We start from the raw sequence: 16509 nt of genomic DNA on the forward strand, positions 1-16509 counted from the left end.
TCTTTAACGGCCTCCGTTCAACAGGTACCACAAGGCCGGAAGAAAACGCCTTAAAAAGCGCCCAATCTGATAGCTGAAAAAAACGCATAAAACCGGCATGAAAAGAAAAAGCCCAAAAGGCACTGCCGGAACAGCCGGGAGCAGCAATGCTCCCGTTTTGTTTATCAGCCTCACCATAGCAAAGTGAATGGCATACAGAAAAAAATTCTGCTTCATCCATTCCTTTGCTTCTGTAAGATAATTCTCCGGCACAAGAAGCCATAGCCCCAATGGAGCAAGAAGCCGGTAGAATACGACGGAAGCCGCCAGCTCTCCTCTGATATTACCTGGAAAATCAAGCCCTTTTAAGAAAAAGGCAGCTATGAGAACTGCAGCACCTGCAGCGAAATGTTTAAGATCCCAGGATCTCTCCACTATTTTTTTTCCATGGACAGCCGCGAACGCTCCAAAGGTATAATAAAGAAGGGCATCCAGATTTAAAAGCGGAAGAACTTCTCCCAAATAAATGGCAGTCAATATCCCGGCCATAAACAGGCACCCGGCCTGCCAGCGTTTCACCAAAAGGAAAATGAGCGGAGCCAGAAGGATCAACAAAATCAGCTGGTTTAAATACCAGAATACATAGTTATAGGTAAAATGAAGGACTGCTTCAGCAGCCTTTAAAAAAGTAAAGGGTATTTTCCCTTTCCCAATCACGGCTGACAATAGCGGGACCCGGCTGCCTATGACATATCCGAGATAATAAAGGAAATTCCATATGATATAGGGAACCAATACGCTCCGTATTCTGGAATTCCATTTAACCCAAAGCCGTTCCAGGGTAAACCCCCGGAAGAAAAGATAGGATGAAATCAAAAAGAATCCCGGTACTGCAATCTGTGCCACCGTATCTCCCAAAAAGCGCTCCATCCAGTCTGTTTTATAAGCGGTTCTTGTGTTTCCTAAAAAAAGCACTGCATTATAGGAATGGACCCAAATTACCAGAAGACTGTACAGAAATGTAAACCATGTTATTTTATTACGAAAATCTTTTTCTTCCATAAGGGCCCTCCTTCCGGTATTTTTCTATTCTATCACAGGACGGGAAATTTTATCAAACTATTTTATTCTGGTCCGGATCGAACAAACACCCATAAGCGTACGGGCCGGAAAGAAAATAATATTTCTTTCCGGCCCGTCATCGGAGTCATAACCGCTTAACACATTTTATCCAAAACGGAAGCGGAAACCTTTTCATTATTCTTGTTGCACCGCTCGAAATACCTTCTGTAATACTCCGTATACATTAAGTCAATGAGAAATAACTGGCTGATTTCCGAAGAAGTGGACCCCCCCTGCAAGGGACCCTCATTTGCTCCGCAAAGCAGCGTCACGTCAGAAAATGAGGTCAGGGGAGATTTCACAAATCTGGTAACGCAGACGGTCACCGCACCTGCTTTTTGGGCAAGCTCTGCTACATGAATGGTATCCTTGGTAGCGCCGGAATAGGAAAAAATTACCGCAACTTCTCCTTCTCCCATCATGGAAGCAACCATAGCCTGCATATGAGAATCCTGTATACAGTATACCTTTGGTTCGATCCGTAAAAATTTATTGGCTGCCTTCATGGCTGACAGCATGCTTGCACCTACGCCAAAAAAACAAATCCGCTTTGCTTCATGAAGATAATGGATGACCTTATCGAAATGCTCCTCGTTTAACAGGGAATACGTTTCCTCTAAGGCACTCATATTGGTGTTCAGCACTTTTCTGGACAGCTCCGCAAAGGAATCCTCCAGGCGGATATCGCCTTCCAGCCTGCCCTGCCCTGTTTTCTCATCGTGGAGGCTTAATGAAAGCATCATCTTAAATTCCTGATATCCTTTTAAATCTAAAGTCTTGCAAAAACGAAAAACACTTGTATCCCCCACTTCACAGGCTTCTGCCAGATCGGTAATCGACATGAATAATACTTCTCTGTAATTTTGCAGTATGTAATCGGCTACCTTTTTTTCAGCCTTTGTAAATTGATTGTATTCCGCTCTGATCTTTGTTAAAAAGTCCCCCTGCATGATCTGATTCTCCCTTTTCATCTTTCCATATTATAAAAAAGCATGGTGGATGTTCCATCCCCATCCGCCACACCTAAGCCATTCTTACTATAAGCATAAACAAGAAATACCACTTTGTCAATTTAGAGAAATTTATTTCAGATAAATATACAATGTTATTCCCTGCTCCTGCAGCCGGACCCTGTTATAAAATATTTCGTTATTTCTCTCGGCCTTGTTATGGCCGTGCCCACTACGGCTGCCAGGACTCCGGTGGATAATGCTGCTTTTAACTGCCCGGGCGTCCAGATCCCTCCTTCTGCAATGACCGGCTTTCCGGAATCCTTTACCAGCCGTTTCATTAAGTCCAGGTTGGGAAGGCCCGAATCCCTGGTATACTCCGTATAACCGCTCAAGGTCGTCCCGATCAAATCAAAGCCAATACATGCCGCATGAATCCCTTCTTCATAGTTGGAACAGTCAGCCATAAAAAGCTGGTCCGGATATTTTGCACGCACTTCGGAAAAGAACTCATCCAGGCTCTTCCCATTGGGGCGGGTTCTTTTTGTACCGTCTGCAGCAATGATATTTACACCACACGCAACCAGGGCATCCACTTCCTCCATGGTAGAAGTAATATATACATCACTGTCCTTATATTCCCGCTTCACAATGCCGATAATGGGAATATCCACGATCTTCCTTATTTCTGTAATATCCTCCACAGAATTGGCACGGATTCCTGCTGCACCGCCTTCCATGGCCGCATAAGCCATGCGGGACATAATATAAGGACTGTGCAGTGGTTCATCCTTTAATGCCTGACAGGATACAATCAGGCCGCCTTTTAACTTGTCCGGTAATTCCTGCTTCATGACAGGCCTCCTTCTATCTTTATATAGCCTTATCATAACACATGTGAAAATGATATTTCAATGACAGCCTGCATTTCAGACTGATTTCACAATTCATGCTCAAAAAGGTGCAACAGCTCTTTTCAGCAGAATACTATAAAATTTAAAATATTTTTCACATATTTTTCAAGTCTGTTGCGTAGGGTTTATGGTATAATAGGAACAATCTGGATGATCGCTTCATATATAAGGAGAAAGAAAACATGAAAAAAACAACTCGCGCTGCCTGTCTATCCCTTGCTTTCCTACTTGCAGGACTGTCTCTTCCAGTCAGCCTGACGCCGCAGGAAGGCGGAAAGGAGACTATAACCAACGCGCTTCAATCATTTTCATCTGACAGCGGACAGGCTCTTAAGTCCCTGGCTCTTGGCCCTGGCCTTGTAAACCTATCGCCTTCGGATGAATTTTCCACCTACCAGTGGGGTTTAAAAAATGACGGAGAATTCCGCCTGGTGGAACTGCAATCAAAATTTCAGTCCGTAGACAATATTTACGACGGACGGAAGTTAAAGGCCGGCATCGGCAACTCTCAGCCAGGGCCCGGAGATTATGAATCAAAAGTAACAGAAGCAGTCACAGGCATTGACATCAACATCCAGCCTGCCTGGGATCTGTATGATAAAGCTCAGAACAAGCGCTCTGTCACCGTCGCCATCATTGATACCGGCATTGATATCAATCATCTGGAGCTTAAGAATGCCATCTGGACAAACCCCGGCGAAATCGACGGGGACGGCATTGATAACGATGGAAACGGATTTGTGGATGACATTCACGGCTGGAACTTTTTTTCCGGTAACAATCAGGTTTTCGTCGGCAGCGAGGACAGTCACGGGACCCATGCGGCAGGAACCATCGGTGCCGCCCGCGGAGCTTATGGCATTGCAGGAATTACGGATAACAATTATGTAAAAATCATGCCGTTAAAGGCGCTGGGCGGTGAAGACGGTGTCGGCTCTCCGGAGGCGGTGATTAAGGCGATCAAATATGCCGAAGCAAACGGGGCGTCCATCTGCAACTTAAGCATGGGAACCTCATCCTACAGCGAAGAACTGGCCCAGGCAATAAGAAATTCCGGCATGTTATTTGTAGTTTCCTGCGGAAACGGAGGCGTTTCCGGACTTGGATATGATACGGACACCTATCCGGTATATCCGTCCTCCCTCCCTTACGATAACGTGATTTCCGTAGCAAATCTCCTGTTTGACGGCAGCTTAAGCAAGGACTCTAATTACGGCGCGACCAGCGTCGATATCGCAGCTCCCGGCAGCTACATATTAAGCACCGTGCCAGGGAACGCCTACGGCTTTATGAGCGGTACCTCCATGGCGGCTCCTATGGTAACAGGCGTGGCTGCCATGCTCTACTCCTACCGGCAGGATATTACCCTGTCCGATGTAAAGAATATCATATTAAACTCCAGCAGGAAGTTAGACAGTCTTTCAGGGAAGATGGTAAGCGGAGGCCTTTTGGATGCATATGCCGCCCTGGCCTGGCAATAAAATAAAACATAAAAAAGATACTGTAAGAAAGGAATGACAAAAACCTTTCTGCAGTATCTTTTTAATTACTTATTATTTCTCCAATGATCTCCACCTGAAGTTAGGAATGGCATCAGACCACTTCTCAATCCCGATAATCGATTTTGCGAATTCGGTAGATTCCAGTGTATATTTCTTTTTATCAATATTACGGAATACCTCCCATATCTTACGGCGCTTTGTAGCTACGATATCATCGCCGCGGTCCATGGCACATTCCCAAAGGCCAAAGGATAAGCCGCTTCTCACTTCCAGAGGGGCATCCACCTGCCGGCTTAAAATATAAGCGTCAATATATGGGTTGCTGTCAACCAGGTAATAGGAATAGGCATAAGCTGCTGCCTGGATCTGCGCTACATTGCCCCTTGTCTGGCTCGTTGCTGTAAATCCCTGCTCTGTCAGAATGATATGGCGTACGTGTCCGGTTGGGGATTTTAAAGCATCCTGTGCCATGTAATCAGTCAAAGTCGTCAGGTTCTTGAAATTGATGACCGGTGAGTTAAAATCATTGGTAAACAGCCCGGTCTGGTCATCATCCCAGAATTCCGGCTCTGTCATGGGACAGGGATATGGGTGATAGGATAGGCCCCAGTCCATCTGCCCCTGTTCATTGGCAATGGAATTAAAGTAATCTACAATGGCTTTTCCGCCATATTTTACCTTGTTGTCAATCTCATTGTTCCAGTTATAATCCAGGGAGAAATATACCCGGTCATTGGCACTGGTACTCTTAATTGCCGTGTAGAAGACACGGAACGCGTTCTGAAAAGCCTGAACGTAGCTGGTAATATCTCTGGCTCCTACGTAATTCCACTGCTGGTTATTGATCTCATTGCCGATGATCCAGTTGGAAATCTTGCCGTGGTCCGGATTGGTACCGTTGTACCGTTCTGCCAGGAAGGAAGCTATGGCTCTGGTCTGGTCCAGGCCTTCCTGTGTTGCCACATTAAACATATAGTAAAATGCATTGGCATTTTTCTTAGTTCCAGGATAGATTAAATCCGGTGTTGCCTCGTTCCAGCCATTTAAGATAATAGCAGTTACGGTCATACCCTTCCCGGATAAGGCGCTGATGGTCTCATCATAGCTTGCGATCGCATTCTTATCAAAATGATACGTCTTTCCATCGTATTGATAGTCAATGCCCTGACCCAGGATCTGGTGAAAGGAAATATTGGTAGCAACGTGCTTAACACCTAATTCAAATGCATCGCCCAGCATATTAAGCTGGATGTTTAAGCCCTTCTTGGTCAGCGGATCATTAAACGGCTGCGCATTGGCTGCAACCATCTCAGGGTTTGTAATATAATGAGGCTTGCTGATCTCTATGTACTTCGTTCCATCCCAGACAGCCACAACAAACTTGCTGTAAAGTCTGTCCTGGGCTGTATTGCGGTTTAACGGAAACGTAAATGAAACCGTATCTCCCGGTGCTGCAGATGCTGCATAATCCGTTCTGCCATCCAGATTGGTCTGGTACGGCTGCATCTCTACCAGATAGAGAACGCCATCCGTTCCCTCCATATTGGCGCTGCCGGACACTTTAACTGTCACAGTATTCTTGTCTGAACTAATCAAACAGGACTGAATCGTAGCCTGTACTCCGGCGGCACCTACATCCGCCAATGAAACAAAGGCAGAAGCACAGCACAAAAACGCGGCGGAAAGCAGCCCGGTCACGGTCCTGCCTATATTTATTTTCTTCATCTTCGCATTCCTCCATGTAGTCATTATCAGATCCTATACAATAATAACCAATTTCCCTGATTTTTACAATAACGTTTTTATTACTTATTTGTAATAAAACCTTAAGGCGCATCCACTAATTTCCAATCCCCAGAGTAAACATCTCCTTATATTTTTTTCCGTCAAATATGTGGTTATATACCAGGTACTCATAGTCCTTTATCAATCCCCGATAAGGGCTTCCTTCCTCTTCCAATGCCTCCCAGGTGTAATAGGTTCCGGCCTTATTATAGCATCCGATCGGATGCACCACCGGAAATGTCTCTTCCATTGATAAAAGGAACTTCTGAAAAGGCGTCATCTCAAGCCTGGCTCTTTTTAACAGCTCTGAGGACAGATAAATTGCCCCCATTTTCCCTTTTTCTTCCGGCTGGGTCTCATAATTGGTCCAGATAATAAACGGAGTCTGATACCACATCAGACGGTCTTTATTGGAAACTTCACTGCTGGGCACTCCGGCAATCTCGTCAAAAAACTCATCCTCCACACTCGGCTGATGGTCCCCGAACAGAACGATCATGGTAGGCTCTGTACTCTGTTCAAAATAGGAAATCAAATATTCCAAAGCTTCATCGGACCGTTTCATCAGGGATAAATACTGATCTGCCTTGGGATATTTTCCTTTCAGATCTCCGGTCAGCCATACCTCCTGGTTGAAGTTATCATACTGGGACTCATAACCTCCGTGGTTCTGCATGGTCACATTGAAAAGAAACAGTTTATCTGTGGGATCCTCTTTGGATTCCACCTTTTCGATCAGCTTCCCATAATCTGCACGGTCGCTGACATAATCCCTCAACTGTTCTCTGTCTTCATATTCTTCTATATCGAAAAATTCATCAATGCCCATATTCCGATAGCATTCCTCCCGATTCCAGTTCTCCTTCGGATATGGATGCATGGCGACCGTTTCATAGCCCTGTGACTTTAAGGTACTCACAAGGCTGTACGTATTCGGCTTAACATTGAACTGATAAGCAATGCTGTTGGCAGGGAGAAGCGCAATGGAATCCCCTGTCAGAAATTCAAATTCAGAGTTGCTTGTCATGGAGCCAAAAACAGGAACACAGAGGCTTCCCTTCACCGTATTCTCCTTTAAGCTGTTCAAAAAAGGAAAATATTCCCGGTTCGTCTCAAATTCCCCCGCCGCCTTTAAATCAGAAAGGCTCTCATTCATGATGCAGATAATATTTACCGGCGATACCGTATTTTCCCCTTCTGCATCCACATCTCCTGCGGAGGCCGTCAGGACCTGATTCTCTTCCCGTATGGAATCATAAATCTGTTCTACCTTTGAAAGGCTGTAGCCTTCCGGCTTCTTTTTTACCGCATAACTGCAGGAAACCGCGGTTGACAGCACATAGCCGTATTCCTGGTAGGTTTCATTAACCGCCCACATATTAATTCCAAGGCCCATATATGGGATTAAATATGTATAAAACCATAAACCAAAGCTGATGACCACACCCGCACTTCCTCCGGCGAAAAACAAACGCATCTTTTTCCCCTTTACTCTTTTGGGAAATATGAGAGCAAACAGACAAATAGCCTGGACCGCCAGGCATGAAAGATACATTTCCTCCGTTAATACGAATTCATAATTTCCAGCTACACTCATCGCAGTCTGAAAAGCCAGTACATCCCAGAACATGATCGGTCTGTCTCTGAACCCTACAACCAGATATTCTGCCACGGATACAGCATACAGAAGGACAGATACAACCGGTATGGCTATCCTTGTGCTACCGCTGACAGCGAATGCCACCAGATACAGTATGTAGACCCAGCTTATGTTCAGAATGGCCTTGGACAGGGGAATAGCGGCCAGATTTCCCGTTACATATTCGAACAGGAGAAAAGAAATACAGGGAATCAGAAGCAGAATGGTGCCCGTTATAAAATTACCTGCAGTTTTACACCACTTTAATAGTCGTTGCTTTGTCACAAATAACATCCTCTTTTTCTAATACAGAATAATTTAATCGTACCATAAAGAGGCCTCGCCAGCAATAGACAATTTATAACAACATTTCCTTGGCTTTCCCCAAAAAACTCCACATTCAGCAGTAAGGAATTAGTGCTGCAAGACAAAAAGAAAGAGCCGAAGCCCCTATAAATAAAGGGTTCGGCTCTAAAATTTAATTATTTAACGATAGAAACAACTCTACCGGAACCTACTGTACGGCCGCCTTCACGGATAGCAAAACGAAGACCCTGCTCCATAGCTACCGGATGAATCAGCTCTACAGACATTTCTACGTTATCGCCAGGCATACACATCTCTGTGCCGGCTGGTAATTCGCAAACACCGGTAACGTCTGTTGTTCTGAAGTAGAACTGCGGTCTGTAGTTATTGAAGAATGGTGTATGACGACCACCTTCATCTTTTGTCAAAACGTAAACCTGAGCGGTGAACTTGTTATGGCAGGTTACAGAACCTGGCTTGCACAGACACTGTCCTCTTTCGATTTCGTTTCTCTGAACACCACGAAGTAATGCACCGATGTTATCACCAGCCTGTGCTTCGTCAAGTAACTTACGGAACATCTCGATACCGGTTACAACAACTTTACGTGTTTCTTCATGGATACCAACGATTTCAACTTCGTCAGATACGTGTAATGTACCACGCTCTACTCTACCGGTAGCAACAGTACCACGGCCTGTGATGGAGAAAACGTCCTCAACTGGCATTAAGAATGGCTTATCTGTTTCACGTACAGGATCTGGAATGTAGCTGTCAACTGCATTCATTAATTCAAGGATCTTATCGCCCCAGGAACCGCTTGGATCTTCGAGAGCCTTTAATGCAGAACCCTGGATGACAGGAGTATCATCGCCTGGGAATTCATACTCGTTTAACAGTTCACGGATTTCCATGTCTACTAATTCAAGTAATTCTGCATCATCAACCATATCGCACTTGTTCATGAATACAACGATGTAAGGAACACCTACCTGACGGGAAAGCAGGATGTGCTCTCTTGTCTGAGCCATAACACCATCGGTAGCAGCTACAACTAAGATAGCGCCGTCCATCTGAGCAGCACCAGTGATCATGTTCTTAACGTAGTCCGCATGTCCTGGGCAGTCAACGTGTGCATAGTGTCTCTTCTCTGTCTCGTACTCAACGTGGGAAGTAGAAATTGTGATACCACGCTCTCTCTCTTCCGGAGCCTTATCGATATTCTCGAAAGCTACTGCCTGTCCAGTACCTAATCTTTCGTGAAGAGTCTTTGTGATAGCAGCTGTTAAAGTAGTTTTGCCGTGGTCAACGTGACCGATGGTACCGATGTTACAATGTGGTTTGTTTCTTTCAAACTTAGCTTTAGCCATTTTATAACGTCCTCCTTAATTTATGCTCTATTGAGCTTTAATTTTTATGTTAGGCTGTTTTTTATTATATGCTATTTGTGCACTATTTTCAAGCCTATTTGATGGATTCCAGGCAGTTTTGACTGCCCGGAATTCAGTGGAACCTGTTCGAAATTATTTATCCTTTTTATCAGCAAGAACTTTTTCCTGTACACTCTTCGGAACCTGCTCATACTTTTCAAAGAACATAGAGAAGTTACCGCGCCCCTGGGTTCTGGAACGTAAGTCTGTGGAATAGCCGAACATCTCTGAAAGCGGTACATAGGCCTTAACCATCTTACCGCCGCCGATGTCTTCCATACCTTCGATACGGCCACGACGGGAGTTGATATCACCGATAACATCACCCATGTAATCCTCTGGCATGGTTACTTCTACTTTCATGATCGGTTCAAGAAGGATGGAGCCGCCCTTGTTCATCGCATCCTTAAACGCCATGGAACCGGCGATGTGGAATGCCATTTCACTGGAATCGACTTCATGGTAAGAACCATCGTATACAGTAGCTTTTACACCAACTACAGGGAATCCGCCAAGTACACCGGCCTTTGTTGCTTCCTCGATACCTTCCCCAACTGCAGGAATGTATTCCTTCGGGATCGCACCGCCGACAACGCTGGACTCAAACTTAAACAGCTCTTCGCCATTGGCATCCATGGGCTCAAAGCGAACCTTACAGTGACCGTACTGGCCACGTCCGCCAGACTGCTTCGCATACTTGCTGTCAACTTCTACAGTCTTTGTAAAGGTCTCCTTGTAAGCAACCTGAGGAGCACCTACATTAGCTTCTACATTGAACTCGCGAAGCAGACGGTCTACGATGATCTCCAGATGGAGCTCTCCCATACCGGAAATAATAACCTGGCCTGTTTCCTGGTTGGTCTTGGCACGGAAAGTAGGATCTTCTTCTGCAAGCTTTGCTAAAGCCTCGCCCATCTTGCCCTGGCCGGCTTTGGTCTTCGGCTCGATCGCGATATCAATAACCGGCTCCGGGAATTCCATGGATTCCAGAATTACCGGATGCTGTTCGTCACAGATAGTATCACCAGTCGTTGTTACTTTAAAACCAACGGCTGCAGCGATATCACCCGAATATACCTTATCCAGCTCGGATCTCTTGTTGGCATGCATCTGAAGGATACGGCCAACACGCTCTTTCTTGCCCTTCGTTGCATTCAGCACATAGGAACCGGAATTCATGATACCGGAATATACACGGAAGAACGCCAGCTTTCCAACGAATGGGTCTGTCATGATCTTGAATGCAAGAGCTGCAAACGGTTCTTCGTCGGAAGAATGCCGTTCGATCTCATTGCCGTCCATATCAACACCCTTGATAGAAGGGATATCGGTCGGAGCCGGCATATATTCAAGAATCGCATCAAGGAGTTTCTGTACGCCCTTGTTTCTGTATGCGCTTCCGCAGCATACCGGAATAGCTGTACATTCACAGGTTGCTTTTCTCAATGCTTTCTTTAATGCTTCTGTAGATGGCTCTTCCCCTTCCAGGTACACCATCATTAAGTCATCATCTAACTCACAAATCTTCTCTATCAACTCTGCGCGGTAAAGTTCTGCATCGTCCTTTAAATCCTCAGGGATATCAATGATATCGATGTCATCACCCTTGTCATCATTGTAGATATAAGCCTTCATCTCGAACAGATCGATGATTCCTTTGAATTCATCTTCTGCTCCGATCGGCAGCTGAATGCAGATCGCGTTCTTGCCCAGACGGGTCTTGATCTGCTCCACAGCGCCGTAGAAATTTGCGCCCATGATATCCATCTTGTTGATGAATGCCATACGGGGTACGTTATAGGTATCAGCCTGACGCCATACGTTTTCGGACTGTGGCTCAACACCGCCCTTTGCACAGAATACGCCTACGGCGCCATCCAGTACACGTAAGGAACGTTCAACCTCTACTGTAAAGTCAACGTGTCCTGGAGTATCAATGATGTTGATACGGTGCTCCAGAGCGCCCGGCTTTACTTTGGTGTTTTCATGCATGGTCCAGTGGCAGGTTGTAGCAGCTGAAGTAATTGTAATACCTCTTTCCTGCTCCTGCTCCATCCAGTCCATGGTAGCTGTACCTTCGTGAGTATCACCAATTTTGTAATTTACGCCAGTATAATAGAGGATACGCTCGGTCAATGTAGTTTTACCTGCATCGATGTGGGCCATAATACCAATATTTCTGGTTCTTTCCAATGGATATTCTCTTCCAGCCAAAGCTTTTTCCTCCTATTAGAATCTGTAATGAGCAAATGCCTTGTTTGCCTCAGCCATCTTGTGCATATCTTCTTTCTTCTTTACAGCAGCACCGGTGTTATTGGCAGCATCCATGATCTCATTCGCAAGTCTTTCCTCCTGAGTCTTCTCGCCTCTCTTACGAGAGTACAGAGTGATCCATCTCAGGGCTAATGCCTGTCTTCTCTCCGGTTTCACTTCGATCGGCACCTGATAGGTAGCACCACCGATACGTTTTGCCTTTACCTCAAGTACAGGCATAATGTTATTCATCGCTTCTTCGAATACTTCAACGGCTGGTTTGCCCGCCTTTTCTTCTACACGGCCGAATGCACCGTATACGATCTTCTGAGCAACTCCCCTTTTACCATCATACATAATGTTGTTGATTAACTTTGTAACAACCTTATTATTGTAAAGCGGGTCTGCTAATACGTCTCTCTTCTGAGTATGTCCTTTACGTGGCACGTTACTTCCCTCCTTAATATCGCCGTGCACCCTTTACGGTTCACAGCTATTCATTAGATCCTAGGTACTCACAAACATTGAAGTTGCGTTCGCGCTCGGTTTCTATATATATAATCCTGCAACCTACAGGTTCAATATCTAAAGTCCGGCACTGAAAATTCAAATGTGTGGTTCTAATTATTTTTTATCTTTCGGTCTCTTAGCACCGTACTTGGAACGAGCCTGTTTTCTGTTAGCTACGCCCGCAGTATCCAGGGTACCTCTAACAATGTGGTATCTGGTACCTGGTAAGTCTTTTACTCTGCCGCCGCGGATTAAAACAACGCTATGCTCCTGAAGGTTATGACCCTCACCCGGGATGTAACTTGTTACTTCGATACCGTTAGAAAGACGAACTCTGGCGATCTTTCTAAGAGCTGAGTTAGGCTTCTTAGGTGTAGCAGTCTTAACTGCCGTACAAACGCCTCTCTTCTGTGGAGCAGAAATATCAGTCGCCTTCTTCTGTAAAGAGTTGTAACCCTTCTGCAGAGCCGGTGCTGTGGATTTCTTTGCGCTTGTCTGTCTTCCCTTTCTTACTAACTGGTTAAATGTTGGCATTCCATTCACCTCCTGTGATATTGTCTGTGGTTGCTGTTATCATCAGCTTAATTTACGCACAAAAACATGACGTGTTTATGCACGCCTAATCATTATATACATATTGTATTTTTCTGTCAAGGATTTTTTTTGTTATGACCGATGCCGGCTTGAATCAGGCAATCCTTATGAAAAAACGGAGGGGGAATTTTAATGATACATTCCCGCTCCGTTTTTCCGGCTTTACGTTTCCATATTTACTTAATTTCCTTGAGTGTATCCGAGATCATTCCATCCATTTCTTTTACATACTGGTCCACAGTGAGCTTCCCTGCCAGAACCTCGATAAGCTTATCTCTTAAATCATTCTGGACTGCTCCGGTAAACTCCTGGTGCCCCCACTCTGATCCGGGCTGGGAATCCGTAGCGGCCAGTTCCTTTGAAAAGATATCAAAAAATTCTTTTCCGTACTCATAATCCAGACTCTCGTTTCCCTTTACCTGGGATAAGTAACTGTTCTCTTTGCAGTACCAGGCATTATTTTCTGCTTTTGAAATCCATTCTATAAATTCCGCAGCCTCTTTTTCCACGCCTGTATTCTGAAATGCAGCCAGATACTTGCCGCCCGGTACGGAAGAACGTCTGACTTCCTTTGGAAGGTAAGTCACTCCCCATTCAAAGTCTGTAATCTGGTCCTTGTAGTTGGCGATCATCCAGCTTCCCGATAAATGCATGGCCACCTGACCGGTCCGGAACAAATTGTTGGGATTTTCGGAGCCAAGCCAAACAGAGGCCGGAATGATTTCTTCGTCATGAAGCTCTTTAAAGAAGCTTACCGCACGTCTGGTTTCCTCCGTATCGAAATTAGACGCATTTAAATTTGCGTTTAACAAGCTGCCGCCTGCCTCATAAAGCAGTGTGGTAAAACGCTGAGGGGACTTGTCATATACAAGGCCATATTTGCAGCCGCTCTTCTCCATAACTGTTTTCATGGCAGCCTTCCATTCATCCCACGTCCAGACTTCATCCTCTGACTGGGGAACCGGCACACCGGCCTTCTCAAAAGCCGTCTTGTTATAAATCAGTCCATTTGCAGTCACATCCATGGGGGCTGCCAGGACCTTGCCGTCAAAAACAAACTTAAGCCCTTCGCCAAAGCTGTTTACAAATGCGTTCTTATCAGATACATACTGGCCTAAATCCACCAGCTGGTTCTGAAACGGCCCTAAATTGGTAAGCCTGGCCAGCGCCGGAGCTTCTTTACCGTTCAGCATATTTTTAATTTTACTCTCTAAATCCGCATAGGGAACCTCGATCAGTTCAATTTTGATATTTGGATGCTCTGTCATATATTGATCTGCCAGCTTAAGAAAGGATTCCCCCTCTTTCCCATCACTAAACCATACTACATCCAGAGTTTTCACTTCACTGTCTGCCTTTTTCCCCCCGCCGGAGCAGCCAGTGAGCGAGCCAAATGCCAATGCCCCTGCCAACACCAATGATACCGCTTTCCTCATAAATAACCTCTCCTTTTTCATTTGATACCTTATTTTATCAGTTGCCCTGTATAAAAAACCGCACATTTAAGACAGGAAATCATTCATTATTGCTCTTTTGGAACTGGGCATATTTTTTCGGCGTGATCCCTGTCAGTTTTTTAAAAACTGCGATGAAATGACTGTCGCTGTTATAGGAGAGCCTCAAAGCCACATCCGTTACAGAATGACCTTCTTTTAAAAGTGCTTTTGCTGCGATGATCTTCTGATTTGCCACATACTGCATAAGCGTAAAGCCCGTTTCCTTTTTAAAATAATGGCTCAGATAATAACGGTTCATATAAAATCTCCGGGATATCTCATCAAGATCCAGCCGTTCCTCCGCATGGGCCGCTATGTATTTTTTCAGCTGCTCGATCCTTTCCCGGTATAAAATGGGATCCTTGAATTCCTGTCTCCTCCGCTCTTCCTCCCAGCCCACGAAATGTTTGTTTTTTTCTTCTTCTATAAAAAACTGATACATCTCATTAACCGCTGTTATCAGTTCTAAAATAGACAGTTTAACCCTTACGGAAGACTCCTTACGGTTCTCAGAGTTCATATTCCGTTCAATTTTCCCAAACAGCTTCTCCACCTTTTCAAGCTTTTCTCCCGCAAGATGAAGCCTGTGGATAAATGGATCCGGCCGCTCTTCAAAGAACATAGCGAAATCATAATGAAACGCTTCCGCCATCTGTGTAAGAAGCTCCGGTTCAAACATCAGGACATAGCGGTTATGGTTTTTTCCCTCGGGACCGCTGGTCCTGTGATATTCCTTATTGTTGATGAAAAACAAATCCCCGGCTTTTACGTGGTACGTGCGGTTTCCTATTTCCATTAACGCTCCATCCGTAAGGAACAAAATGATTTCATACTGGTTGTGAAAATGGAACCCCTGCATCGCCCAGTTCTCGGAACTTCCATGAAAATAGTACAGTGAATCGAATTCTTCAAAAAAAACCCTTTCTTTCATTTCCACAACCAAACCTTTCTAATGCCAATAGGGAAGCAGGGCCTCCTGCAGTACCAAAATCATAAGTGCCTGTCCATAGGTCATGGGACAGCATGGGATCGTCTTATAAAAATCCCCGTCCATTCCAATGGGTGTTCCATAGGATACGTTTAATACAGTTCCGTCTTCTCCGATATAATCCATCAGACTTCCCATGGCTTTCCTGATAAACTCCCAGAACTCTTCTTTATTTAAGATTCCCAGCCTCACGCCTTTCATGATCCCATAAAGGAATGCAGCACTTGCAGACAATTCTATATAGGAAGAACTGTCGTTAAGGATGGTATGCCATAGTCCGCTTTCCGGATCCGCATATTGTTTGAGTGCTTTCACCTGGTTCTCATATACATTGAGGAAATAACGTTTCAGGCCTTCATCTAGAGGAATTTCCTCCAAAAGTTCCATAACGACAATGGTATACCAGCAATTCCCTCTTCCCCATAATATCCCGCCGTAATTATCATTCCGTTTAAAATTAAAGCCATGATAGAAAAGCCCTTCCTCTTTATTTAAAAGGTATTTGATATGGCTTAAAATCTGATAATTGGCTTCATCCAGATAATCCTGCCGGTTTAACAGCTTACCGGCTCTTGCGAGAAACAAAACAGCCATGAACAATGTATCAATGAGAATTTCATCATCATTGGGATCTCCGGTTATCATATGCTGAAAACAGCCGTCTCCGGTGCGTATCAGCTTCTTATCCTTCATGATCCAGTCCGCCCATTCCTGAATGAAGGTCCGGTATTCCTCTTTTCCTGTTTTCTCATAAAGATGCGTAAGGGTCAGCATGGGAGATGTGGTGTTCACATTCCGTTCCGGAATCCCTTCCCCGATCCGCTTATCATACCAGCCGGTCAGAAAATCCAGGATTTCTTCCTTCCCGCTGACTTCATAATATTTATAAAGCCCGAAGATTCCCACGCCCTGAGGCCATTCCCAGCAGTTAATGTCAATGAGGCTGATGGGATACTTTTCCTTCATCCCATTGTTTTTCAGTGTCATCATCTTCCTGGACACAAGGTTCAGTTTTTCGTCAATCACCTTTTTTTCAATCAC

13 protein-coding genes are annotated in these 16509 nt (G+C 44.9%); 1 reads left to right on the forward strand and 12 read right to left on the reverse strand.

Annotated features, from left to right (window positions below):
* Positions 1-3: 3 nt before the first annotated feature.
* The 3 genes from BQ9856_RS03985 to BQ9856_RS03995 all read right to left on the reverse strand — a co-directional run bounded on the left by BQ9856_RS03985 (position 4) and on the right by BQ9856_RS03995 (position 2905).
* Positions 4-1041, reverse strand: a complete 1038-nt coding sequence (locus BQ9856_RS03985; protein ID WP_077609808.1) for an acyltransferase family protein — start codon at positions 1039-1041, stop codon at positions 4-6.
* Positions 1042-1196: 155 nt separating this feature from the next.
* A complete protein-coding gene (locus BQ9856_RS03990) occupies positions 1197-2072 on the reverse strand; it encodes a MurR/RpiR family transcriptional regulator (protein WP_442855468.1) in 876 nt (291 codons plus the stop codon).
* A gap of 134 nt (positions 2073-2206) precedes the next feature.
* Complete coding sequence (locus BQ9856_RS03995; protein ID WP_077609810.1) at positions 2207-2905, reverse strand: N-acetylmannosamine-6-phosphate 2-epimerase; 699 nt, start codon at positions 2903-2905, stop codon at positions 2207-2209.
* Between the two features lie 242 nt (positions 2906-3147).
* Between BQ9856_RS03995 and BQ9856_RS04000 the strand changes: the two genes are divergently transcribed.
* On the forward strand, positions 3148-4446 hold the full coding sequence (locus BQ9856_RS04000) for a S8 family peptidase (protein WP_077609811.1): 1299 nt from the start codon (positions 3148-3150) through the stop codon (positions 4444-4446).
* 72 nt (positions 4447-4518) lie between these two features.
* Here BQ9856_RS04000 and BQ9856_RS04005 read toward each other — a convergent pair whose 3' ends face one another.
* From BQ9856_RS04005 to BQ9856_RS04045, 9 genes are all read right to left on the reverse strand, one after another.
* Positions 4519-6192 (reverse strand): DUF5722 domain-containing protein, encoded by a 1674-nt coding sequence (locus tag BQ9856_RS04005; protein ID WP_077609812.1) that lies wholly within the window; start codon positions 6190-6192, stop codon positions 4519-4521.
* 115 nt (positions 6193-6307) lie between these two features.
* Positions 6308-8176, reverse strand: coding sequence for an LTA synthase family protein (locus tag BQ9856_RS04010; RefSeq protein WP_235839110.1), 1869 nt, complete (start codon positions 8174-8176; stop codon positions 6308-6310).
* A 197-nt stretch (positions 8177-8373) separates the two neighbouring features.
* Entirely contained in the window at positions 8374-9567 is a 1194-nt protein-coding gene (gene tuf, locus BQ9856_RS04015; RefSeq protein ID WP_077609814.1) for an elongation factor Tu, read from the reverse strand.
* Between the two features lie 153 nt (positions 9568-9720).
* Positions 9721-11841, reverse strand: coding sequence for an elongation factor G (gene fusA, locus BQ9856_RS04020; RefSeq protein WP_077609815.1), 2121 nt, complete (start codon positions 11839-11841; stop codon positions 9721-9723).
* Between the two features lie 15 nt (positions 11842-11856).
* Entirely contained in the window at positions 11857-12327 is a 471-nt protein-coding gene (rpsG, locus tag BQ9856_RS04025; protein ID WP_077609816.1) for a 30S ribosomal protein S7, read from the reverse strand.
* Positions 12328-12504: 177 nt separating this feature from the next.
* Positions 12505-12924: a 30S ribosomal protein S12 gene (rpsL, locus tag BQ9856_RS04030; protein WP_077609817.1), complete on the reverse strand. Its 420-nt coding sequence runs from the start codon at positions 12922-12924 to the stop codon at positions 12505-12507.
* Positions 12925-13160: 236 nt separating this feature from the next.
* Positions 13161-14420 (reverse strand): ABC transporter substrate-binding protein, encoded by a 1260-nt coding sequence (locus BQ9856_RS04035; protein ID WP_077609818.1) that lies wholly within the window; start codon positions 14418-14420, stop codon positions 13161-13163.
* A gap of 79 nt (positions 14421-14499) precedes the next feature.
* On the reverse strand, positions 14500-15411 hold the full coding sequence (locus BQ9856_RS04040) for an AraC family transcriptional regulator (protein WP_077610032.1): 912 nt from the start codon (positions 15409-15411) through the stop codon (positions 14500-14502).
* 18 nt (positions 15412-15429) lie between these two features.
* A complete protein-coding gene (locus BQ9856_RS04045; protein WP_077609819.1) occupies positions 15430-16509 on the reverse strand; it encodes a glycoside hydrolase family 88/105 protein in 1080 nt (359 codons plus the stop codon).

It is taken from the genome of Clostridium sp. Marseille-P2415 (assembly GCF_900155545.1).
In the GTDB taxonomy this organism is placed as follows: Bacteria; Bacillota; Clostridia; order Lachnospirales; family Lachnospiraceae; genus Lacrimispora.